20 protein-coding genes are annotated in these 21,473 nt (G+C 68.8%); 10 read left to right on the top strand and 10 right to left on the bottom strand.

The features are described 5' to 3' along the window. The first annotated feature begins 53 nt into the window (after nt 1–53). Nucleotides 54–344 (top strand): hypothetical protein, encoded by a 291-nt coding sequence (locus ACTRWB_RS37215; RefSeq protein WP_446904849.1) that lies wholly within the window; start codon nt 54–56, stop codon nt 342–344. On the opposite strand, the gene ACTRWB_RS37210 is transcribed toward ACTRWB_RS37215, so the two are convergent. Together ACTRWB_RS37210 and ACTRWB_RS37205 are read right to left on the bottom strand one after the other, a co-directional pair. Continuing rightward, nucleotides 332–1,447: a hypothetical protein gene (locus ACTRWB_RS37210; RefSeq protein WP_446904848.1), complete on the bottom strand. Its 1,116-nt coding sequence runs from the start codon at nt 1,445–1,447 to the stop codon at nt 332–334. The two genes, ACTRWB_RS37215 and ACTRWB_RS37210, sit on opposite strands and share 13 nt — an antisense overlap. A gap of 9 nt (nt 1,448–1,456) precedes the next feature. After that, on the bottom strand, nt 1,457–2,167 hold the full coding sequence (locus tag ACTRWB_RS37205; RefSeq protein WP_446904847.1) for a hypothetical protein: 711 nt from the start codon (nt 2,165–2,167) through the stop codon (nt 1,457–1,459). A 62-nt stretch (nt 2,168–2,229) separates the two neighbouring features. Between ACTRWB_RS37205 and ACTRWB_RS37200 the strand changes: the two genes are divergently transcribed. Beyond that, complete coding sequence (locus tag ACTRWB_RS37200; protein WP_446904846.1) at nt 2,230–3,690, top strand: fatty acid desaturase; 1,461 nt, start codon at nt 2,230–2,232, stop codon at nt 3,688–3,690. Nucleotides 3,691–3,757: 67 nt separating this feature from the next. On the opposite strand, the gene ACTRWB_RS37195 is transcribed toward ACTRWB_RS37200, so the two are convergent. The 3 genes from ACTRWB_RS37195 to ACTRWB_RS37185 form a co-directional block, all read right to left on the bottom strand. Further along, nucleotides 3,758–4,489, bottom strand: coding sequence for a ribonuclease T2 (locus tag ACTRWB_RS37195; RefSeq protein WP_193099994.1), 732 nt, complete (start codon nt 4,487–4,489; stop codon nt 3,758–3,760). Nucleotides 4,490–4,735: 246 nt separating this feature from the next. Beyond that, nucleotides 4,736–5,314, bottom strand: coding sequence for a hypothetical protein (locus ACTRWB_RS37190; RefSeq protein ID WP_129515522.1), 579 nt, complete (start codon nt 5,312–5,314; stop codon nt 4,736–4,738). Between the two features lie 94 nt (nt 5,315–5,408). Then, entirely contained in the window at nt 5,409–6,812 is a 1,404-nt protein-coding gene (locus ACTRWB_RS37185; protein ID WP_446904845.1) for an HdeD family acid-resistance protein, read from the bottom strand. Nucleotides 6,813–7,161: 349 nt separating this feature from the next. Between ACTRWB_RS37185 and ACTRWB_RS37180 the strand changes: the two genes are divergently transcribed. The 7 genes from ACTRWB_RS37180 to ACTRWB_RS37150 all read left to right on the top strand — a co-directional run bounded on the left by ACTRWB_RS37180 (nt 7,162) and on the right by ACTRWB_RS37150 (nt 14,749). Next, nucleotides 7,162–7,803 carry a hypothetical protein gene (locus tag ACTRWB_RS37180; protein WP_446904844.1) on the top strand — a complete coding sequence of 214 codons (642 nt, stop codon included), beginning with the start codon at nt 7,162–7,164 and terminating at the stop codon, nt 7,801–7,803. 51 nt (nt 7,804–7,854) lie between these two features. Beyond that, the gene (locus ACTRWB_RS37175) at nt 7,855–8,412 is read left to right on the top strand and encodes a helix-turn-helix domain-containing protein (protein WP_446904843.1); all 558 of its coding nucleotides are present in this window, start codon (nt 7,855–7,857) and stop codon (nt 8,410–8,412) included. 79 nt (nt 8,413–8,491) lie between these two features. Further along, nucleotides 8,492–9,073, top strand: coding sequence for an HD domain-containing protein (locus ACTRWB_RS37170; protein WP_446904842.1), 582 nt, complete (start codon nt 8,492–8,494; stop codon nt 9,071–9,073). A 55-nt stretch (nt 9,074–9,128) separates the two neighbouring features. Next, entirely contained in the window at nt 9,129–9,857 is a 729-nt protein-coding gene (locus tag ACTRWB_RS37165) for a class I SAM-dependent methyltransferase (RefSeq protein ID WP_446904841.1), read from the top strand. Nucleotides 9,858–10,142: 285 nt separating this feature from the next. Further along, nucleotides 10,143–11,336, top strand: a complete 1,194-nt coding sequence (locus ACTRWB_RS37160) for an efflux RND transporter periplasmic adaptor subunit (protein ID WP_129515528.1) — start codon at nt 10,143–10,145, stop codon at nt 11,334–11,336. A gap of 2 nt (nt 11,337–11,338) precedes the next feature. Continuing rightward, nucleotides 11,339–13,363, top strand: coding sequence for a MacB family efflux pump subunit (locus ACTRWB_RS37155; protein ID WP_446904840.1), 2,025 nt, complete (start codon nt 11,339–11,341; stop codon nt 13,361–13,363). A gap of 12 nt (nt 13,364–13,375) precedes the next feature. After that, entirely contained in the window at nt 13,376–14,749 is a 1,374-nt protein-coding gene (locus ACTRWB_RS37150; RefSeq protein ID WP_446904839.1) for an efflux transporter outer membrane subunit, read from the top strand. Nucleotides 14,750–14,779: 30 nt separating this feature from the next. Here ACTRWB_RS37150 and ACTRWB_RS37145 read toward each other — a convergent pair whose 3' ends face one another. Beyond that, entirely contained in the window at nt 14,780–16,318 is a 1,539-nt protein-coding gene (locus ACTRWB_RS37145) for an MFS transporter (RefSeq protein WP_193099984.1), read from the bottom strand. 178 nt (nt 16,319–16,496) lie between these two features. On the opposite strand from ACTRWB_RS37145, the gene ACTRWB_RS37140 reads away from it, so the two are divergent. Then, nucleotides 16,497–17,417: a LysR family transcriptional regulator gene (locus ACTRWB_RS37140; RefSeq protein WP_446904838.1), complete on the top strand. Its 921-nt coding sequence runs from the start codon at nt 16,497–16,499 to the stop codon at nt 17,415–17,417. Between the two features lie 40 nt (nt 17,418–17,457). On the opposite strand, the gene ACTRWB_RS37135 is transcribed toward ACTRWB_RS37140, so the two are convergent. From ACTRWB_RS37135 to ACTRWB_RS37120, 4 genes are all read right to left on the bottom strand, one after another. Next, the gene (locus ACTRWB_RS37135; RefSeq protein ID WP_446904837.1) at nt 17,458–18,597 is read right to left on the bottom strand and encodes an enoyl-CoA hydratase/isomerase family protein; all 1,140 of its coding nucleotides are present in this window, start codon (nt 18,595–18,597) and stop codon (nt 17,458–17,460) included. Next, on the bottom strand, nt 18,594–19,385 hold the full coding sequence (locus tag ACTRWB_RS37130) for an enoyl-CoA hydratase (RefSeq protein WP_446904836.1): 792 nt from the start codon (nt 19,383–19,385) through the stop codon (nt 18,594–18,596). Before ACTRWB_RS37130 ends, ACTRWB_RS37135 begins: the two co-directional genes overlap by 4 nt. After that, a complete protein-coding gene (gene mmsB / locus ACTRWB_RS37125; protein ID WP_446904835.1) occupies nt 19,382–20,305 on the bottom strand; it encodes a 3-hydroxyisobutyrate dehydrogenase in 924 nt (307 codons plus the stop codon). Before mmsB ends, ACTRWB_RS37130 begins: the two co-directional genes overlap by 4 nt. After that, a partial coding sequence (locus ACTRWB_RS37120; protein WP_446904834.1) for a CoA-acylating methylmalonate-semialdehyde dehydrogenase occupies nt 20,302–21,473 on the bottom strand: 1,172 nt, incomplete at its 5' end. The genes mmsB and ACTRWB_RS37120, both read right to left, overlap by 4 nt.

Here is a 21,473-nt window from a genome sequence, read left to right as displayed (position 1 = left end):
CCCACGCCGGCACGCGCGACATCAGCAGCCGGCGCGATCCGCGCGTCGGCGCGATGCTCGCGGCGCTGCCGCGCGACCTGCATCTCGTGCATGGCGTGAGCTGGTCCGTCGAAGCGTCCACGCGCTTCGATTCGCACCATGGGCGGCTGAACGGCCATCGTCCCGGCTGCGCGCACGACGGGCAGTTCTATCTCGAACATCAGGTGATGGCCGGCATCCCGCAAATCTGCCTGCCGCGGCTCGATCACGGCCAGCCCGTGCTCGGCGGGCTCGGCTTCGACGCCGGCCGCTTCTGGCTCGCGTTCGCCGACCTGCTGCACGTCACGCGCGGTCAGACGAGGTAGATCTCGAAGCCCGGCACGCGGCCGGCCAGCAGGCCGTCGATCGGCTCGGCCGGCTCGCCGGTCGACAGCGTATAGAGATCCATCGGCGTACGCGCCGCGCGATAGCGCGCGAGCGCCGGCCATAGCGGATCGCCGTCGTACAGGCACAGCTGCATCAGCGCATGACCGTTGCGCACGCGCAGCCACGCGGCATCGAGCAGCGCCGCGAACACGGAGGGATCGCGGTCGCGCACCTGCAGGTGCGTCAGGTAGACATCGCGCAGCGGCTCACCGGGTGCTGCGATACGCGGGCGGCGCAACGCGGGCGCAAGCGCGTTGAATGCGACGCGGATCGCCTGCAGCGGCAACGGCAGCCGTTCGAGCACGATCCGCTTGATGTCGCCCGCGTCCCACGGCGCGACGCAGCCAAGCACGTTGCCGCGCGCGTCGAGCGCCAGCAGGAACGAACCGATGCCGAACGCCGGCCACGTGTCGAGCCGACGCGCGAACTCGTCCGCGGAAAACACGCTGCCGAACGACTGGCGGCGCGATTCGGCATCGAGAAACGCGCGCAGCGCGTCCGCGTGATGCGGCTGCGCGTCGACGATCCGGACGCCGGGCGCGTTGCGCGGCGCGGACGACAACCCGCGCTGCGCGTAGACCGACACATTCTCGTAGCCGTGCCAATGAGAAAAGCGCAGCCGGTTCTCGCGCCGCGACCGCGCAAGCGACTGCACCGCGAGCCGGTTGTCGCGAATCATGCAGCAGTACGCGTGCTGCACGCCGGCTTCGGTGCGCAACGTCGCGAAGCGGTCGCGCACCGAGTCGGTCCACTCGCGCGACAGGCGCCGGTCGGGCATCAGGCGCAGATCGCCGAGATAGGCGACCGGCTGCGCGCGTTCGCCGAGATAACCGTCGCGCACGACGAGGCTCGCGAGCCCCTTCAGCGCCGCCTGCTCACCCTCCGCGAGCCATACCTCATGATGCGGCGCGTGGCAGCGATGCAGCGCAAAGTAGTCGGGTGCGCGGTCGAAGCGCAGCGGCAAGCTGCCCTGCATCGCATGGCGGGCCTGGAAATCGAGGATGCGCGCGTTGTCGGCCGGTTGCGCGAGACGGATCCGCATGCGCGCGACTCACGCGCCGTCGAACAGCCGGCGCGCGAGCGGCCGCAGGTTCGACGCGGACAGTTCGCACAGGCACACAAGCTCGTCGCCTTGCGCATAGCCGGGGTTGCGGGCAAGGAAGTAGTCGACGTCGGTGAGCCGCCGGTGCGCAACCGGCACCTCCGCGAGCGTGGGTGTCAGCCGGCCCTGCGGCGAGTCGAACGACAAGAGGCCGGTGGCCGGATCGTACGCGTGCCCGTAGCGGCTCGCGGCCAGGTGATCCATCAGGTCCTGCGTCGCCGGTGCGGTCAGGTTGTCGGCACGCGGCGCGTAGTCGCGCGCGAACGCGCGCAGGTAGCGATAGGTGCGATGCCCCTTGCAGATCAGGAACCAGTACAGCGGCACGGCGGGCGCCTGCCGCCATACGTCGCCCGCGTGGCGGATCCACGCGAACGCGAGATGCTGCGTGCCCCAGTGAGCGGGATCGATGATCGTATCGCCGGAAAAGATCACGCGGATCGATGCGTCGCGCCAGTGCGTCTCGTATTGCTTGAGCGTCGAGAAGCCCTGGATCGCGCCGCCGCTGTCGCGCAGCACGATGCAGTGCGTCTTGTCGCCGAGGTCGCGGTCGAACTGCGCACGCGCCGTGTCGCAATAAGACGCCGCATACAACGAGAACATCCGGTCGATGTCGTCCGGGCCCAAGGCCGCACGTTCGACGGCAGTGGCACGCAACTCCATCGGGGCACTCCTGCAAGACTGAACACCTTGCTATGATAGCCCGTTACCCGCCCGCTCCCGCCATGTCCCAGGTCCTTTCCCGCCAGGATGCGAACGACACGCCGATCGCCCGGCCATGGCTGCTGCTCGTCGCCTATCTCGTCGTGACGGGTGCGCTCTACCGCTTCGTCACGCACATGCCGCTCGGCCCGGTTACGCCGATTTCGGCGAGCGCGTTCGATCGCGCGATTCCGCTGCTGCCCGGCACCGTACCGCTCTACCTGAGCTACCTCTTCGTGATGCCCGTGCTGGTATGGCTCGGCCGCGGCCGCGCATGGCTGCTGCCGGCGTTCTTCGCGGGCGCGCTCGCGGCGGGTCTTTGCCTCGTATCCCATCTGCTGCATCCGACCGCCGTCGCATGGCCGGCCGCCGATAGCGGCTGGATCGCGTGGCTGCAACGAATTGACACGCCGCTTGCCGCGTCGCCGAGCGGGCATGTCGCGCTGCCGGTCGCGATCGCAATCGTGCTGCTGGCGCGGCGACGGCGAACCGCCGTGCTGTTCGTCGCGTGGAGCGCGCTGCTGATGGTGACGGTGCTGACCACCGGCCAGCATCGCGCCGTGGATGTCGCATGGGGCGGCGCGGTCGGCATCGCGGCCGGCGCGGCGACGCTCGCGTTGCTGCGCGCGAACGCCGACCTGCGCACGATGGCGGCCGCGCTGCTCGAATGGGCGTGCATCGTCGTTGCGATCCGCGTGGCCGTCGTGCTCGGCGCGTGGTACCTGTATGCGCTTGCCGTGCTCGTCGTCGCGACGCGGCAGCACGCGCTGTTCATCCTGTATCACGACGCGGCCCACTATCACGTCACGCGCCGCCGCGGGATCAACGACTTCCTGATCAACCTGGCGATCGGCGTGCCGGGGCTCGTGCCCGTCGAGTTCTACCGGCCGCTGCATCTCGCGCATCACCGCCATCTCGGCACCGTGCAGGATCCCGAGCGCCAGTTCCTCTATCACGACCAGCCATGGCGATTCCGGCCGCTCGATGCATGGCCGCTCGCGCGGCAGTTCCTCGGCGATCTGTTCGTGCTGAACATGGTGCGCAACATGGCGGCGTTCCGGCGCGCGGGCGGGCAGAACACGCGGCTCGGCCGACCGTTTCAGGCGGCCGCGGCGGGCTGGGTGGCGATCGTCGCGCTGCTCGTGTGGGCCTGTTCCGCGCGGACGATCCTGTTGGTCGCGGCGCTGTGGTTCGCGCCGCTGCTCACGCTGTCGGTGCTGCTGCAGAAGATCCGCAGCATGGCCGAGCACAGCGGCGGCCCGCATGCGACGCCGGGCTGGGCCGACTGGACGTATTCATGGCGAACGGGATGGATCGGCCGCGTGTTCGTGTGGCCGTATCACATCAACCTGCATCTGCAGCATCACCGCAATCCGGCGGTGCCTTGGCATGCGTTGCCCGACACGGTCGCGGGCGACGAGCATCAGCTCGACGCGCCGGAACTGGCCGGGCTGCTGTGGTCGGGCATTCCGCCGAAGCGGTGACCGGCAACGACGTGCGCGATGTCGCGCATGCCGATGCAGGTTGGACAGCACCGACCACCCTCCCCCGTTACTTCGCGATATACACGCCCGACGTCGGGCACGTGCCCTGCGTATTACCGTCCGTCACGAGCGACGCGGCGCTCGGGAACTGCGTGGTCGCGCTCGTCTTCACCGCGATCCACGCTTCGGTGAAATAGCTCACGCCATTCGTCTTCGTGCACTTCAGCGACACCGCGCTGCGCGTATTGCTGCCGAACGCGCCTTCGAACGCGGACAGCAACTGGTTGCGCGTCACCGTCTTGCCCGCGTTCGCCTGCAGGTACGCGTTGAACGACGTGTTGCCGAGCCGGCTGATCATGCCGGCCGCCTGGTTCCAGTACGCATCGGGCGACGCCGAGTCCGAACAGGTGCCGTGCTTGAACCATTCGTGCTTGTCGAGGCACGACGCGACGCCCGGCATGTACGTCGACAGCGTGTTGCGAGTCGCGCTGCTGATCGGGTACGCATCCATGCTGCACCACTGGTGCGCGTTGTCGAGGTCGATGTCGCTCTGCGGCACACCGCAGTAGAACGGCTGGTTGCCGTCATAGCGGTTCGGCCACAGCCCATGCAGCGACAGGCTCGTCGCCGCATACGTGCCGGCGAGGTTCGTGCATTCGGGCGTGTCGTGCGACGCGCAGAAGCCGGGCTCCCACGACGCGGCGAGCAACAGGTAGTCGTAGCTGGACTGCGCGGTGGCGTGCAGCGAGGCGGATGCGACGGCGAGTGCGGCAGCAGCGCGGGCGAGCGTCTTGAGCATGGCGTTTCCTCGGAAAAGGCTTGCGGTCGCGGGATGCGCCGCAAGATTGTCGAATGTCTGCCCGCGATTGTTGCAACCGCAACGTGGCACGAATGTGAAGGTGGCCGAATTATGTGCGGTGACGCGGTCACACGCTGGCGCGCCACTCGATACCCGAGCGGAGCGCGGGGGCAGGAACCGATTCCGCGTCCTGTCCGCTACCGCACACCGTTGACGCGTGCCGCCGTTCGGGCAGCACGCCGTCGCTCACGATCCGGCGCCCAGTTGCGTGCACGCACGCGCCGAGGATTCGGGGCCTTCGAGCGCGAGGATCTGCCATACGCCGACGCTGACGCGCTGGCGCGCCGCCGGCGACGCATCGGCCAGCAACGCCTCGACGCGCGGCGCCGCGTCCGGTGCCTTCTGCTTCAGCGCCGCGTGATGCCGCGCGCGCGACGCCGGCTCGGATTCGTAGACGTCGCACAGGCGCACCATGCCGGCCAGCCCCGCGAGGTCGTCGTCCTTGTCGATCGCGGCCGGCTCGACGGGCACGAGCCCCTTGCGCTCCGCCGCAGGCAGCTTGTCGCGCGCGCCTTCGTCGATCGACGTGGCGGCCGCCGGCGGCAGGCCGCCGATCGCCGCGACGATCCGGCTGCCCGCGGCGATCATGTCACCCTGGCACTCGATCTTCTCGTCGGCCGCGACGTTCGAGCAGAACGACACCGAAGTCCGGTACACGTCGTTGCTCATGCGCGGCACTTCGTCCTCGGCCGCATGCGCGAGGCCGGCGCTCGCCAGCGCCAGCGAAACGGGAATCAGGATGCGGAAAGCGCTCGTCTTGTTCATTTTTATTCGTCTGTGGGTTTTTATAACGGGCAACATCGCCGGGCCGTAAAGTGGCTAGCCCTGCGGCGCCAGGCCCTCGTCCGGCGCCACGCGATCACTTCATCGACGCCGCCTCCGATCCGCCGGACGACAACGCCGCGCTGTCCTGCTCGCGCCACGCGCGGCGCGACGCCATGATCGCCTTCACCGCCGAGCGCGCAACCTTCCACCACGCGAACGGCCGTGGGTCGGCGAGCATGCTGAGCGCGCGCGCATAGTCGAGCGTGAGCCCGGGCGTCCATGCCATCGTCACCGCGCGCTTGCGGATCTGCGCGGCGACCCACAGCTCGGGCGTGAGCAGCAGCCGCACGAACGCGCCCCATCCGGCACCCTTGCCCTTCAGCCGCCACACCGCGCCGTCGAGCGCCGCTTCGAGCGCGTTCGACACGGTGCTCGAGCAGTTGCGGTGCGTGAGGTTGTACGTCACGTTCTGCCGGTACGATGACCAGAATGCCTCCAGCTTCGCCGGATCGTAGTTGCGGATCCGGACGCGCACGGTGGACGGGCACCACGCGTTCGACTCGGTCGCGTAGTCGGGCTGGAACAGGCCTGGCACGTCGTTTTCACGGGTTGCGCGCAGGATACGCGTGAATTCGTCCGGAGAACGATCGATCTCGACACCCGGATACAGGCTGATATAGATGCCCTCCGGCGACTCCAGCGCCGCATGTCCGGTCGAGATCACGCCGTTGATGTCCACCGCCGCGATGTAGCGGTCGATCACCGGATAGCGCTGCGCTTCGGCCTTCGACGTGCCCGCCGGTGTCCACACGTGCACGGTGAGCGCATGCTCGCCGTCGGCCGGCGGGCCGTCCCATTCCGATTGCGCGAAACGCGGCCGGTCGCGCGCATCGTCGAGGTCGGGCGCGAGCGCCGGTGCGGGCGACGTCGCGAACGCGGGATTGCGCGTGAGCCGCCGCACGCGCGCGGCGAGACTCAGCATGTGCATCCCGCCGAATATCAGCAGCAGCCCGAGGCAGTACGGGACGGTACCCACGTAGTGCGTCGGGTACGGCTGGAAGAAGAACACCGCCAGCAGGATCTCGACGACACCCCACGCGAACGCGACGTTCCAGCGGCGATAGCGCACCATCCATGCGGATGTGCACTGCAGCAGCCCGTCGACGAGGAACAGCGTGCCGAAGATCATCGACAGCAGGAAGTGGCCGTGGTGATGCCCCGCAAATACGAGCCCCGCGGCCACCACGACCACGATCCCCTTCACGTAGCGCAGGATGCGCTGCCCGCCGACGCCGCTGCCAGCCACCGCGAGCGTCGCGAGCCCCTCGATCAGGAACAGCCACGCAAACAGCTCGATCGGGAAATGCAGCGCGCCGTCGAGCGCGTCGACGAAGATGACGACGCCCGCGACGACCCACAGCCAGCCGAGCACGGTCAGCCCGCGCCAGCGGGTGCGCAGATATTCGATGCCCAGCAGCAGCAGGATCAGTCGTACCATCGCGCCCTCGTGTCATTTTTCGGGAAACGCGCGGCCTCGCGTTTCCTGTCGTGTCGACCGCGCGTCGTGCCACGCATCGGTCGGCTGGCGGCAATACGGGCCGGCGAATCATGCCATCGACATGACCGATCGCGGCCGGCATGTGCCGCTCTCGCCGAATAATAAGATATGGCGGAGCCGGTTGAAAGCCTGAAGAAAACGTTTTCGGCGGGCCCGCGGCGCCTGATACGGTGCAATCGGTAATGCTGCCGTGGCAGATTTCCCGTTCGACAATGCACGGCGGATACGCGAGAATCCGGCTTCCGAGGGCGAAAGCCTCTGAACCGCACCAGACGGGACTACAACAAACATGAACGTATCGATCACACGCCGGCGCCTGCTGGCCGCCGGTTTGGCCGCGAGTTGCGTCGCGCTGTCGGGCTGTTTCACGCCGAAGCTGTACGAGGACGACGCGTACAGCGAGGACGTGTCCGGATTCATGATTACCAAGGACGGCAAAAAGCTGGTTGTCCTGGGCACGCGCTACCACTACATCTTCGACCTGCCGGCCCAATTGCGGCCGGTGCTGCAGTCCGGCTATCGGACATCGCTGCGCACGACGTTTATCGGCTTTCATGCGAGCGGCGGCAGCGTCACCGGCCACTACCGGATCGTCTTGCCGAAGGATGCGTCGGACGACGATCGACAGGCCGCTGCCGCCGATGGATTCACCAGTGCGCCGGCCGGGCTCGTGCTCGAAGGCGACATCAGCGGCAAGCGCTATTCGACGGAAGGCTTCGCCGCGCAGGACAAGGCGGCCACGCAGCCGTTCAACCGGCCGTACTCGATTTACGTCAAGCAATCGCCGTCCGCCCTCGGCATGGGGCTGCGGATTCTCGCCACGCCGGTCACGGTGGCCGCCGACGGCGTGCTCGTGCTGGGCGGCGTTGTCCTGGTTCCCGTCGCGCTCGTCGTGCTCGAAGCGCAAGGCGGGTTCCACTTCCATCCGTAGCCGGCGTACCGCGCACGTCAGCGCGACGGCCGTATCGAGCGGAGCATCGCCATGACCGCATCACCGCTTCACACGCCCCCGCTCGGCCCGCAACTGAAGCGCTGGCGCCTGCTGCACCGCGTGAAGCAGAGCCACGCCGCCGAGCTGTTCGGCGTCACGCAATCGACGATCTCGCGCTGGGAGGCCGGCATCCAGCAGATGTCGACCGACGAGCGCGCGACAGCCGAGCGGCTGCTCGCCGCGCACCTCGATTCCGCGGGCGACCACGCGCTTGCGCGGCTCATCGCGGGCAGCGCGGGCCGCATGCATCTCGTGTGCGACCTCACGCACCGCCTGCTCGCCTCTTCACCCGCGCGCGCGGCCGAGTTCTCGCAGCCGCTGCCGATGCTGCTCGGCACGTCGCTGTGGCGCTACGCGACGCCGGAAATCGTTCGTATGGAAACCGCGCTCGACACGCTCGGCTGGCACGACCACGCGGGGCCGCCAAGCGTCGAGTTCGACACCGGCGCGAATGCGTCGCGCGTCGTGCCGATCCGCGGCAGCCGGTGCCGCTGGACGCGGATGACGCTGTCGGATGGTTCGGCCGCGCGACTCGTCGAGACGCTGTAGCGCGCCGCGCATATTTCATGCGTGGACGCATTGCGCGCGGCCGGCTTACGCTTGCCTGCTCATCGCAAGGACTCCGATCATGAACCCCGATACGATCCACGCGCGGCTCGCTTTCCTGCGCGAAGCCGAACGCCTGAAGGATGTGCTGCGCAGCGGCCACACGTCGGCCGGACGCGCGGAAAGCACGGCCGAGCACAGCTGGCGGCTGTGCCTGATGGCACTCGTGTTCGCCGACGCGCTGCCCGGCATCGATACGCTGAAGCTGCTGAAGCTGTGCGTCGTCCACGATCTCGGCGAGGCGCTGCACGGCGACATCCCCGCGATCGAGCAAGCCGCGCACCCCGACAAAAGCGCGCACGAGCGCGACGATCTGCTGACGCTGACGGCGCCGCTCGATCGCACGCTGCGCGACGAGATCGTCGCGCTGTGGGACGAATACGAGGCAGCCGCGTCGCCGGAAGCGCGCGCGGCGAAGGCGCTCGACAAGCTGGAAACGATCCTGCAGCACAACCAAGGCAGCAATCCGCCCGATTTCGACTACGCGTTCAATCTCGGCTACGGCCGGCGCTATACCAACGCCGCGCCGCTGTTCAGTGCGATCCGCGATATCGTCGACGCCGATACGCAACGCAGGATCGACGCAGGCAGGCACCCCGCGTAAGCTCGCGGTGTCGGGTGCGCGGCACCGCGCGCCCTGCTCGCCCGAGGCCTTCCGCATGACGCAAAATATCTACGACGACCCGGCCTTCTTCGAAGGCTACAGCCGCCTGAACCGCTCGGTCCACGGCCTCGACGGTGCGCCCGAATGGCCCGCGCTGCGCGCGCTGCTGCCGGACCTGCGCGGCCGCAACGTCCTCGATCTCGGTTGCGGCTACGGGTGGTTCAGCCGCTGGGCAGCCGACCAGGGCGCGGCAAGCGTGCTCGGCGTCGACGTGTCCGAACGCATGCTCGAACGCGCGGCGTCGACCGCATCGCACCCGGCGATCACGTACCGCCGCGCCGACCTCGAAACGCTCGCGCTGCCGGATGCCGCGTTCGATCTCGCGTACAGCTCGCTCGCGTTCCACTACATCGCGCACCTCGACACGCTGCTGCGCACACTCCATCGCGCGCTCGTGCCGGGCGGACGGCTCGTGTTCTCGATCGAGCATCCGGTCTACACGGCGCCGCGCCGGCCCGGCTTCGTCGTCGATGCGCAGGGCAACCGGTGCTGGCCGCTCGACGGCTACCAGCGCGAAGGCGAACGCGTGACCGACTGGCTCGCGCCGGGCGTCGTCAAGCAGCACCGCACGCTCGGCACGCTCGTGAACCTGCTGATCGGCAGCGGCTTCACGCTCACGCACCTGGACGAATGGGGGCCGACGCCGGAACAGGTCGCAGCAATGCCCGCGCTCGACGAGGAACGCGACCGGCCGATGATGGCAATCGTTGCCGCGCAGCGGTAACGCGGATCTCGGCACACGTGCGCCTTCGCTCGCTGCCTTCACAGATCGCAACAATGACGCCGTCGCCTCCCCGCTCCGGCGCGGCATTCGCACAATTCAGCACAATTTCCACACGATTTGTCGTGAATTCCTCGCTTACCATGAGCGCCTGATTCGAATCGGCACGCCCGCGCGATGCGTACGCGGATTCCGTCGCGGGCAACGCGCCCGACATGCGACGCCGACCGGATCGTCCCGGTCGGCCGCACGCATCGCCGGCGCCCGCTTCATCCTCGCTGCGCTCTCATGACTCAGAAGACCCATCGCCGCCGGCGCATCGTGCTGGCTTCCCTCGCCGTCGTCGCGATCGCCGTCGGTGTCACGCTGAAAGCCTGCGCACCCGACAAGCATCCGCAGTACCTGTCCGCGCCCGTCACGCGCGGCGATCTCGAGAACGCGGTGCTCGCGACCGGCGCGCTGCAGGCGTTCAAACAGGTCGACGTCGGCGCGCAGGTGTCGGGGCAGTTGAAGACGCTGAAGGTGAAGCTCGGCGACAAGGTCGCGAAGGGCCAGTGGCTCGCCGAAATCGATCCGGTGATCTCGGAAAACGCGCTGCGCCAGGCGCGCGCCAGCGAAGAAAGCCTGCGCGCGCAGCAGCAATCGACCGCCGCGCAACTGACGCAGGCGGAACTCGCGTTCCGGCGCCAGCAGGCGATGTTGCCCGACGATGCGACGTCGCGCGAATCGTTCGAGGCCGCGCGCGCGACGCTCGACGTGCAGCGCGCGACCCTCTCGTCGCTCGCCGCGCAGATCCGCTCGGCCCGCATCCAGATCGAAACCGCGCAGGCCAACCTCGGCTATACGCGCATCGTCGCGCCGATCGACGGCGAAGTCGTCGCGATCGTCACGCAGGAAGGCCAGACCGTGATCGCGCAGCAGCAGGCGCCGGTGATCCTGAAACTCGCGGATCTCGACACGATGACCGTGAAGGCGCAGGTGTCGGAAGCCGACGTGATCCGCGTGAGTGCCGGCCAGACCGCGTATTTCACGATCCTCGGCGAACCGGACAAGCGCCACTACGGCAAGCTGCGCGCGATCGAGCCGGCGCCGCAAAACTTCGCCGACGCGCAGAGCGCGCTCGGCGGCGGCGCGGGCGGCGGCTCGAAGCCGAACTCGGCCGTGTTCTACAACGCGCTGTTCGAAGTGCCGAATCCCGAGCATCGGCTGCGCATCTCGATGACCGCGCAGATCAGCATCGTGCTCGGCAACGCGCGCAACGCGCTCAGCATCCCGGCCGCCGCGCTCGGCGAGAAGCACAAGGACGGTACCTATGCGGTGCGCGTACTGCGCGCCGACGGCAGCACGGAAACGCGCAAGGTTCGCATCGGCATCAACAACAACGTGCGCGTCGAGGTGCTGGCCGGCCTGAAGGACGGTGAGCGCGTCGTGATCGGCGAAGCCGCCGCGGACGAACACGCGCCGCTGGCGGACGTGGTGTGACGATGAGCCAGCCCCTGCTGAAACTCTCGAGCGTCACGCGGCGCTTTCCGGCCGGCGACAAGGACGTCGTCGTCCTGAACAACGTCAACCTGTCGATCCAAGCGGGCGAGATCGTCGCGATCGTCGGCGCGTCCGGTTCCGGCAAGTCGACGCTGATGAACATCCTCGGCTGCCTCGATCATCCGAGCGAAGGCACCTACACGGTCGGCGGACGCGACACGCACATGCTCGACAGCGACGAGCTCGCGCAGCTGCGCCGCGAGCACTTCGGCTTCGTGTTCCAGCGCTATCACCTGCTGCCGCACGTCGACGCGGTCGCGAACCTCGAAATGCCCGCGATCTATGCGGGCACCACGCGCATGCAGCGGCACGAACGCGCACGCGAGCTGCTCGCGCGCCTCGGGCTCGCGGATCGCGCGCACCACCGGCCCGGGCAACTGTCCGGCGGCCAGCAGCAGCGCGTGAGCATCGCGCGCGCGCTGATGAACGGCGGCCAGGTAATCCTCGCCGACGAACCGACCGGCGCGCTCGACACGAAAAGCGGCCAGGACGTGATCCGCATCCTGCACGAGCTGAACGCGCTCGGCCATACGATCGTCATCGTCACGCACGACAAGGACGTCGCGCGCCACGCGCGGCGCATCATCGAGATCAGCGACGGCGAGATCGTCGCCGACCGGCCGAATCGCCACTATGCGGAAGCCCTCGCGGAAGCCGGCATCGGCACGGACGAAGCGACGGACGGCACGCCGTCCGCAGGCGAAAGCCACGACACGCCACCGCCCGCCGACGCCGAAACCGGCACGCGCACGCGCCGCTTCGCGGCCGGCACCGGCCGCTTCGCCGAAGCCTGCCGGATGGCGTGGATCGCGCTCGTGTCGCACCGGCTGCGCACGCTGCTGACGATGCTCGGCATCATCATCGGCATCACGTCGGTCGTGTCGATCGTCGCGATCGGCGAAGGCGCGAAGCGCTACATGCTCGACGAGATCGGCAGCATCGGCACGAACACGATCAACATCTATCCGGGCACCGACTGGGGCGACAGCCGCGCCGACACGATCCAGACGCTCGTGCCCGCCGACGTCGCCGCGCTCACCGAGCAGCCGTACGTCGACAGCGCGACGCCCGAAACGTCGCGCACGCTGCTGCTGCGCTACCGCAACGTCGACGTCAACGCGCTCGTGAGCGGCGTCGGCGACCGTTTCTTCCAGGCGCGCGGAATGCGTTTCGCGCTGGGTGTCGCGTTCGACGAGGATTCCGTGCGGCGCCAGGCGCAGGTCGCCGTGATCGACCAGAACACGCGCCGCAAGCTGTTCGGCGCGACGCGCAATCCGGTCGGCGAAGTGATCCTGGTCGACAACGTGCCGTGCGTCGTGATCGGCGTCACGGCCGACAAGAAGAGCGCGTTCGGCAGCGTGAAGAGCCTGAACGTGTGGGTGCCGTACACGACCGCGAGCGGGCGCCTGTTCGGCCAGCGCTATCTCGACAGCATCACCGTGCGCGTGCGCGACGGGCAACCCAGCGCCGCCGCCGAGAAAAGCCTCGAGAAACTGATGACGCAGCGCCACGGCCGCAAGGACTTCTTCACGTACAACATGGACAGCGTGGTCAAAACCGTCGAGAAGACCGGCCAGTCGCTGACGCTGCTGCTGTCGCTGATCGCCGTGATCTCGCTCGTCGTCGGCGGGATCGGCGTGATGAACATCATGCTGGTGTCGGTCACCGAGCGCACGCGCGAAATCGGCATCCGGATGGCGGTCGGCGCGCGCCAGTCCAACATCCTGCAGCAGTTCCTCGTCGAGGCCGTGCTCGTCTGCCTGCTCGGCGGCACGATCGGCATCGCGCTGTCGTTCGGGCTCGGGGCCGTGTTCTCGATGTTCGTCGCGCAATGGAAGATGGTGTTCTCCGCCGGCGCGATCGTGACGGCGTTCGTCTGCTCGACGCTCACCGGTGTGATATTCGGCTTCATGCCCGCGCGCAACGCGTCGCGGCTCGATCCGATCGATGCGCTCGCGCGCGACTGACGGAGCCCTGCCATGACGTTTTCCTCACCGCTTCGCCGCCTCGGCGCATTCGTATGTACCGCCGCGCTGCTGGCCGGCTGCACGGGCGCCCGCCACGCACCGCTGCCCGCCGTCGCGATGCCCGCGAACTGGGCGGCGCCGGTCGCGGCCGACGCGCCGGCCACGACGCGCGACTGGTGGCGCAGCTTCGGCGATCCGCAACTCGACCGGCTGATCGACGACGCGCTGCGCGCCAACAACGACCTCTCGATCGCGGCGATCCGCGTGTATCGCGCGCAACTGCAGGCCGGGCTCGTCGATACGAACCTGACGCCCACCGTGTCGCTCGGCGCGAACGGCGCCGTGTCGCGCACGCTCGATACGCACCAGATGAGCCGGTCGAGCGGCGTCACCGGTTCGCTGAGCTATGAAATCGACCTGTGGGGCCGGCTGGCCGCACTGCGCGACGCCGCGCGCTGGGAAGTCGACGCGACGGCCGCCGATCTCGAGGCCGCGCGGTTGTCGCTGATCGGCACGACCGCGTCGCTGTACTGGCAGATCGGCTATCTGAACCGGCAGATCGCGCTTGGCGACGCGAACATCGCGTATGCGGCGCGCACGCTCGCGATCGTCCGGTCGCGGCACACGGCCGGCGCCGTGTCGGGGCTCGATCTCGCGCAGGCCGAACAGAACCTGTCCGCGCAACGCGCCGCGCAGACGCAACTGATCCAGCAACGCACCGAGAACCGCCACGCGCTCGCGATCCTGTTCGACCGGCCGCCGCAACAGCTCGCTGCCGAACCGTCGGCGCTGCCCGACGCGCCGCCGCCGGAAGTGGCGGCCGGACTGCCGGCCAGCCTGCTCGGCCGGCGCCCCGACCTGCGTGCGGCGGAATTCCGGCTGCGCGAATCGCTCGCACAGGTCGACGCGACGCGCACGAGCTTCTACCCGACCTTCACGCTCACCGGCAGCGCCGGCACGTCGAGCACGAGCCTCGAGCGCGTGCTCGCGAATCCGGTCGGCACGCTCGGGCTCGGCCTCGCATTGCCGTTCATCCAGTGGAACACGATGCAGCTGCAGATCAAGGTGTCGAAGTCGCAGTACGAGGAAGCGGTGGTCGGGTTCCGCCAGCGGCTCTACACGGCGCTTGCGGAAGTCGAGAATGCGTTGTCGGCGCGCGTGCAGCTCGAACGCGAGGCCGAGCAGCGCGCACTGTCGCTGGCGCAGGCGCAACGTGCGGAGCAACTGGCCGCCGCGCGGTTCGCGGCCGGCGCGACCGCCGTGCAGCCGTGGCTCGACCAGCAGCAGGTACTGAGGAACGCGCAGAGTGCCGACGAACTGACGCGTCTGAACCGGCTCAACAACCAGATGACGCTCTATCGCGCGCTCGGCGGCGGGACGTCCTGACCGGCGGGCAAGCGCGCCGGTCAGCGCGCGTCATTCGCACACGGTCGCCCCGCGCCGCGCCGGCGCGAACGCCACCGCGCTCGCGGTCGCGAGCACGGCCACGCCCACCGCACCGTACACCATCACCCAGCCGAACCCGTGCACGAGCGCCGCGTGCAGCGCCGCGCCAGTCGGGTCGGCCTGCGCGAGCGCCGGTGCGATCTGCTGCAGCCCGTCGGTGCGGCCCGACGCGATCTCCTGCGCGAGCCGGCGCAACGCCGCGTCGCCGATCGTGCCCGCGACACCGGCCTTCAGGCTCGCGACGATCCCCGCGACCAGCACGAAGCCCATCGCCGCGATATTCAGCGCGAGCGAGATCATCCGCGCGCTCATGTCGATACCCGATGCCATCCCGGCCCGCGAACTCGGCACCGCACCCGTCGTCGTGTTGGTGACGGGCGTGTTCGTGAGGCCGAGCCCGATGCCGGCGATCACGCAGCCGGGCAGCATCGTGAGCCAGCTCGCGTGGTCGGCCGCGCTGCCGAGCCGCATCAGCGCGAAACCGGCCGCGATCGTGAACAGCCCGCCCGGGATCACGACGCCCGGCCCGTAGCGCAGCGCGAGCCGCTCGCCGAACGGCGGCGCGACCAGCGTCGGCAGCGTGTACGCGAGCAGCGCGAGGCCGGCCGTCACGCTGTCGTAGCCAAGCGCGACCTGGAACCAGATCGGCAGGTAGATCATGAACGGCCAGAAGCTGAAGTTCATCCCCATCGAGCCGAAGATCGCGCCGGTGAACGCGCGGATCCGGAACACGGAGAAGTCGAACATCGGCCGCGCGCTGGCGCGTTCCGCGACGAAGAAGCCCACGAGCGCCAGCACGGTCGCGCCGAGCACGCCGAGGCCGGCCGCGCTCGTCAGCCCGAGCGCCGCGCTCTGCGTGATGTAGAACGCGAGGCCGAGCACCGCGAGCGACAGCGTGACGATACCCGCGACGTCGAGCGTGCCCGCATGCGGATCGCGAGATTCCTGCACCGCGCCGCCGATCAGCGCGAGCGCGATCGCCGCGAGCGGCGCATGGACGAGGAACACCCACGGCCAGCTTGCCAGCGCGACGATCGCGCCGCCGACGATCGGCCCGAAGCCGAGCCCGATCCCGAACACGATCCCCCAGATCCCGAACGCACGGCCGCGCTCGCGGCCCTCGCGGAACTGGTGCGACAGCACGGCAATCTGGCAGATCAGCATCGCGCCGCCGCTGGCGCCCTGCAGCAGCCGGCCCGCGACGAGCACGGGAACGTTCGGCGCGAGCCCGCACAGCAGCGACGTCGCGCCGAACAGCACGGTGCCGATCACGTACACGCGCTTGCGGCCGAACCGGTCCGCGAGCGTGCCGGCCGCCATCAGCACCGTCGTGCACGCGATCGTGTACGCATTCATGATCCACTGCATGCCGTTGAAATCGCCGTGCAGCACGTGTTCGAGCGTCGGCAGGATCACCGGCACGCTCGAGATTTCGAGGCCGAACATCAGCGACGTGAGACAGACGGCCGCGAGTGCGACCGCATTCCTGCGGGAGTCGGATAGCGTCATGCGTATTGCGCCGCGGCCCGGCGACAGGCCGCGCGCCTCCAGTGAGAGGGGTTCGCTGCGTGCGGCCGGCAACGCACGCTGAACGGGAATCGGTACTATAGTGAGAATTTCCCTCCTCATTGACGCACGTATTTCGCGGAACTGGGGAATCACAGGACCCAATCAGCGCAGACTTGCGATGACCGACAGACTCGACGGTGTGACGACCTTCGTCCAGGTGGTGGAATCGGGCAGCTTCGCGCTCGCCGCGGCGCGGCTCGACATGACGCGTTCGGCGGTCGGCAAGGCGATCGCGCGGCTCGAGAAGCGGCTCGGCGCGCGGCTGCTGCAGCGCACGACGCGCAGCCAGAGCCTGACCGACGACGGCCAGGCGTACTACGACCGCTGCGTGCGCGCGCTGTCGGAACTGGAAGCGGCGGAAGCCGATCTCGACTGCGGCCGTAACGAAGCGCGCGGCAAGCTGCGGCTGAGCGTGCCGCTCGCGTTCGGGCACCACTGCGTGACGCCCATCGTGCTCGACCTCGCGCGCACCTATCCGCACCTGCGGATCGACGTGTCGATCACCGACCGCTTCGTCGATCTCGTCGAGGAAGGCATCGATCTCGCGGTGCGGATCGGTACGCTCGCGGACAGCACGAGCCTCGCGGTGCGGCGGCTCGGCACGCAATACGGCAGCCTCGGCGCGGCGCCGTCGTATCTCGCCCGCTACGGGATGCCGAAGTCGCTCGACGATCTGAAGAACCACCGGACGATCGCGTATTCACGTTCGGGCGTGCCGCAGCCGTGGGACCTGCGCGCGCCGGACGGCTCGACGGTGCGCGTCGACATGCAGCATCAGCTGAGTTTCGACGACGTGCAGGCAATCGCGGCGGCCGGCGCGTCGGGGTTCGGGATCGCATGGCTGCCGAGCTGGCTGCTCGATCACTACGTGCAGCGCGGCGAGATGACGGTCGTGCTCGACCGCTGCTTCGTCTGCGAAGGCGACATCCACGCGATCTGGCCGAAGACGCGCTACCTGCCGCGCAAGACGCGTTGCGTGATCGACGCGCTCGCGCAGGCGGTGCCGCCGATGATCGAGCGCCGCGAAGAAGTGAAGTGAGAGGAAATGAAACCGACGCGCCGCGCGGCGCGTCGGGCCATCACGCCCCGCCGAGATCGACGAGCGGATGCGCGAACAGCTTCCACGGCGACGTCAGGAAATGCCGCACGCGTTCGGCGCGCACCTCGACGAGCGACGCGGGCGCCCAGCGCGGCTTGCGATCCTTGTCGACGAGATGCGCGCGCACGCCCTCGCAGAAATCGCCTTCCTCGATCGCGCGCGCGACGATGCCGAGCTCCATCCGGAACGATTCGGCCAGCGTCATCTGGCAGCCGCGCAGCAGCGCCTCGCGCGTGACGGACAGCATCGTCGGCGAGTGGCTTGAAAGCGCGTCAAGCGCCGCCTGCAGCCATTGACGGTGCTCGCGCGTCAGCTCGTCGCGCGCGAGATCCTGCGTGAGCGTCGCGACGATCCGCTCGACGGTCGAGCGCTTGTCGAAATGACGGACGATCCACGGCATCTGGCTGTCGAGCGCCGCATGCGGCACGACGTTGCACGGCGGCTCGAACACCTTGCGCAGCGCCGGCAACGCATCGCCGTCCCACTTGACGGACTCGATGCGCGTCTCGAACGTGTCGAGCCACGCGGACGGCACGCACAGATCCGCGAGCTTCGCGCTCAGCGCGTCGGCCCCCGACAGCATCGCGCCGGTTAGCCCCACGTACAGCTCGAGCTCGACCGGCATGCGCGACAGGAAATGCGTCGCGCCGACGTCCGGCACGAGACCGATGCGCGTCTCGGGCATCGCGATCTTGCTGCGCTCGGTCGCGACCCGCAGCGTTGCACCTTGCGCGAGCCCCATGCCGCCGCCCATCGTCACGCCGTCCATCAGCGCGACCACCGGCTTCGGGAACGTGTGGATCGCGTAGTCGAGCCGGTATTCGTCGACGAAGAACGGCAACCAGGTCTCGCGCTGCGCGACCATCCGGTACAGCGCGCGCACGTCGCCGCCCGCGCAGAAGCCCTTCTCGCCCGCGCCGCGCAGCACGACCGCGACGATCTGGTCGTCGTGACGGCAGCGCTCGAGGAGCGCGGCCAGCTCGCCGATCATCGCGTACGACAGCGCGTTAAGCGCGGCCGGCCGGTTCAGCGTGATCAGCGCCACGCGGTTCACCACGCGAAACAGCACCTCGGATGCGGGTGCCGCGACGGTGTCGTGAGTCGTGACCGGCGTGCTCATCGTTGCGGCTCTCCATCGGTGTGCCACTGCGGCGCGCGCTTGCCGAGAAACGCGGCCACGCCTTCGCGCGGATCGTTCGTCTCGAACAGGTCGACGAAGCGTTCGCGCTCGACCGCGAGCGCCGCGCTGCGCGGCACGCCGCGGCGCGCGAGGCCGATCAGTTCCTTGCTGTATGCGACCGCGTGCGGGCTCTGCCGCGCGACGTTGCGCGCCAGTGCCAGCGCCGCATCGCGCGCCGCGCCGCTGTCGACCACGTCCTCGACGAGGCCGATCCTGAGCGCCGTCGCCGCGTCGACGCGCGCGCCGGTCAGGATGATCTTCTTCGCCCAACCTTCGCCGACGAGCCAGGGCAGCGTCTGCGTACCGAGCCCGCATGGCAGCAGGCCGACCGACGGCTCGGGCAGCGCCATCTGTGCATGCGTCTCGGCGATCCGCAGGTCGCACGCCAGCGCGCATTCGAGGCCGCCGCCCATCGCATAACCGTTGATCGCCGCGATCGTCACGACGCGTGCGTCGTGCAGCGCCTCGAACGCCGCGCCGAAGCGCGACGCCATCGCACGCGCGACCGCGCGATCGCCTTCGGCGAACGTGTTGAGATCGGCGCCCGCGCTGAAGAACTTCGGGCCGTCGCCGGTGATCACCAGCGCGCGCACGCGCGGGTTCGCATTCAGTTCGGCGACGGTTTCCTGCAGTTGTTGCAGGCCGTCAGCGGTAAAGGCGTTCGCGGGCGGACGCTTGAGCGTCGCGCACGCGATCGCGCCGTCGTCGACGTAGTCCAGTTCGATCATTTCCCGTCCTTCTTCGTTGCCGGTTGGTACAGGCGGATCACCGCCGAGAAATCGAGCTGCCCGTCGCCGCGGCTGCTCATCGTCTGGTACAGCTGCTGCGCGAGCGCGCCGAGATAGACGGGCTGGCGCGCCTGCTTCGCGGCGTCGTTCGCGAGGCCGAGATCCTTCAGCATCAGGTCGGTGCCGAAACCGCCCGAGTAGCCGCGCGACGACGGCGCGGTGTCGATCACGCCCGGATACGGGTTGTAGGTGTCCGAGCTCCAGCAGCGGCCCGTCGACGTATTGACGATGCCGGCCAGCACCTTCGGATCGATGCCGAGCGCAACGCCGAGCGACATCGCTTCCGACACGGCCGCCATCGAGATGCCGAGCACGAGGTTGTTGCAGACCTTCGCGACCTGCCCCATGCCCGTCGCGCCACAATGGACGATGTTCTTGCCCATGCCCGCGAGCACGGGCTTCACGCGCTCGAAATCGGCGTCGCTGCCGCCGACCATGAAGGTCAGCGTGCCGGCCGCCGCGCCGCCGGTGCCGCCCGATACCGGCGCATCGACGAACGCGCCGCCGTGCTCGCGCACCAGCGCACCGAACGCCTGCGCGCTCGCCGGGTCGATCGTGCTCGAATCGATCACGGTCGCGCCCGCACCGAGGCCGGCCAGCACGCCGTTCTCGCCGGACAGCACCGAACGCACATGCGGCGCGGCCGGCAGCATCGTGATCACGAACGTCGCGCCCGCTGCCGCGTCGCGCGGCGACGCCGCCACCTGCGCGCCGGCGTCCTGCAACGCGCGCAATGCGTCCGCGCTGAGGTCGAACGCGTGCACTTCATGGCCCGCTTTCAGCAGGTTCAGCGCCATCGGCGCGCCCATGTGGCCGAGGCCGATAAAACCGATTTTCATGTTCGTGTCCTCCCGGCTCAATGCAGCCGGATCGTCGTATTCACCGGGCCGGCCGTCGTGTCGTCGTCGAACCAGCGCGCGGTGACCGTCTTCGTTTGCGTGTAGAACTGCACGACCTGCTTGCCGTACGGGCCGAGATCGCCGAGCTTCGAGCCGCGCGAACCGGTGAAGCTGAAGAACGGCACGGGCACCGGAATCGGGATGTTGATACCGACCTGGCCGATGTCGATCTCGCTCTGGAACTTGCGCGCGGCCGCACCGCTTTGCGTGAACAGGCCCACGCCGTTGCCGAACGGGTTCGCGTTGACGAGCGCGATCGCGTCATCGAGCGTGTCGGCTTCGAGCACGACCAGCACCGGGCCGAAGATTTCATGCGTGTAGACCGACATGTCCGTCTTCACGCCGGAGAAGATCGTCGGGCCGATGAAGTTGCCGTGCTCGTAGCCGGGCACCGCCACGCCGCGGCCGTCGAGTTCGAGCTTCGCGCCTTCCTCCACGCCCGCTTCGATCAGCGACAGGATGCGTTCCTTCGCGGTCTTCGACACGACCGGGCCGACGTCGGTGCCGGCTTCCGCGCCCGCATTCACCTTCAGAAGCTTCGCCTTCGCGACGAGATCGGGCAGCCAGTCGCGCGCTTCGCCCACCAGCACCGCGACCGACGTCGCCATGCAGCGCTGCCCTGCCGCGCCGAAGCCGGCGCCGACGAGCGCATTGATCGTCTGCTCGCGGTTCGCATCGGGCAGCACCACCGCGTGATTCTTCGCGCCCATCATCGACTGCACGCGCTTGCCGTGCGCGCTGCCGAGGTTGTACACGTGCGTGCCGACGGCAGTCGAGCCGACGAACGAGATCGCCTTCACGAGCGGATGCGTGCAGATCGCGTCGACGACTTCCTTGCCGCCGTGCACGACGTTCAGTACGCCTTTGGGTACGCCGGCCTCGATCGCGAGCTCGACGAGCTCCATCGTCGACATCGGGTCCTGCTCGGACGGCTTCAGCACGAACGTGTTGCCGCACACGATCGCCATCGGGAACATCCACAGCGGAATCATCGCGGGGAAGTTGAACGGCGTGATGCCCGCGCACACGCCGAGCGGCTGGCGCAGCGTGTAGGTGTCGACGCCGCCCGCGACGTTCTCCGCGAATTCGCCGAGTTGCAGCGAGCCGATCGAGCACGCGTGCTCGACCA

Source organism: Burkholderia sp. YIM B11467, assembly GCF_052952715.1.
The sequence above is the reverse complement of the archived record's forward strand: the minus strand, read 5'-3'. Positions and strand labels throughout refer to the sequence as shown.

Bases quoted from the DNA above. Each gene is read 5' to 3' on its own strand.
- ACTRWB_RS37215 (WP_446904849.1), top strand. From the start codon at position 54: ATGCTCGCGGCGCTGCCGCGCGACCTGCATCTCGTGCATGGCGTGAGC.
- ACTRWB_RS37210 (WP_446904848.1), bottom strand. From the start codon at position 1,447: ATGCGGATCCGTCTCGCGCAACCGGCCGACAACGCGCGCATCCTCGAT.
- ACTRWB_RS37205 (WP_446904847.1), bottom strand. From the start codon at position 2,167: ATGGAGTTGCGTGCCACTGCCGTCGAACGTGCGGCCTTGGGCCCGGAC.
- ACTRWB_RS37200 (WP_446904846.1), top strand. From the start codon at position 2,230: ATGTCCCAGGTCCTTTCCCGCCAGGATGCGAACGACACGCCGATCGCC.
- ACTRWB_RS37195 (WP_193099994.1), bottom strand. From the start codon at position 4,489: ATGCTCAAGACGCTCGCCCGCGCTGCTGCCGCACTCGCCGTCGCATCC.
- ACTRWB_RS37190 (WP_129515522.1), bottom strand. From the start codon at position 5,314: ATGAACAAGACGAGCGCTTTCCGCATCCTGATTCCCGTTTCGCTGGCG.
- ACTRWB_RS37185 (WP_446904845.1), bottom strand. From the start codon at position 6,812: ATGGTACGACTGATCCTGCTGCTGCTGGGCATCGAATATCTGCGCACC.
- ACTRWB_RS37180 (WP_446904844.1), top strand. From the start codon at position 7,162: ATGAACGTATCGATCACACGCCGGCGCCTGCTGGCCGCCGGTTTGGCC.
- ACTRWB_RS37175 (WP_446904843.1), top strand. From the start codon at position 7,855: ATGACCGCATCACCGCTTCACACGCCCCCGCTCGGCCCGCAACTGAAG.
- ACTRWB_RS37170 (WP_446904842.1), top strand. From the start codon at position 8,492: ATGAACCCCGATACGATCCACGCGCGGCTCGCTTTCCTGCGCGAAGCC.
- ACTRWB_RS37165 (WP_446904841.1), top strand. From the start codon at position 9,129: ATGACGCAAAATATCTACGACGACCCGGCCTTCTTCGAAGGCTACAGC.
- ACTRWB_RS37160 (WP_129515528.1), top strand. From the start codon at position 10,143: ATGACTCAGAAGACCCATCGCCGCCGGCGCATCGTGCTGGCTTCCCTC.
- ACTRWB_RS37155 (WP_446904840.1), top strand. From the start codon at position 11,339: ATGAGCCAGCCCCTGCTGAAACTCTCGAGCGTCACGCGGCGCTTTCCG.
- ACTRWB_RS37150 (WP_446904839.1), top strand. From the start codon at position 13,376: ATGACGTTTTCCTCACCGCTTCGCCGCCTCGGCGCATTCGTATGTACC.
- ACTRWB_RS37145 (WP_193099984.1), bottom strand. From the start codon at position 16,318: ATGACGCTATCCGACTCCCGCAGGAATGCGGTCGCACTCGCGGCCGTC.
- ACTRWB_RS37140 (WP_446904838.1), top strand. From the start codon at position 16,497: ATGACCGACAGACTCGACGGTGTGACGACCTTCGTCCAGGTGGTGGAA.
- ACTRWB_RS37135 (WP_446904837.1), bottom strand. From the start codon at position 18,597: ATGAGCACGCCGGTCACGACTCACGACACCGTCGCGGCACCCGCATCC.
- ACTRWB_RS37130 (WP_446904836.1), bottom strand. From the start codon at position 19,385: ATGATCGAACTGGACTACGTCGACGACGGCGCGATCGCGTGCGCGACG.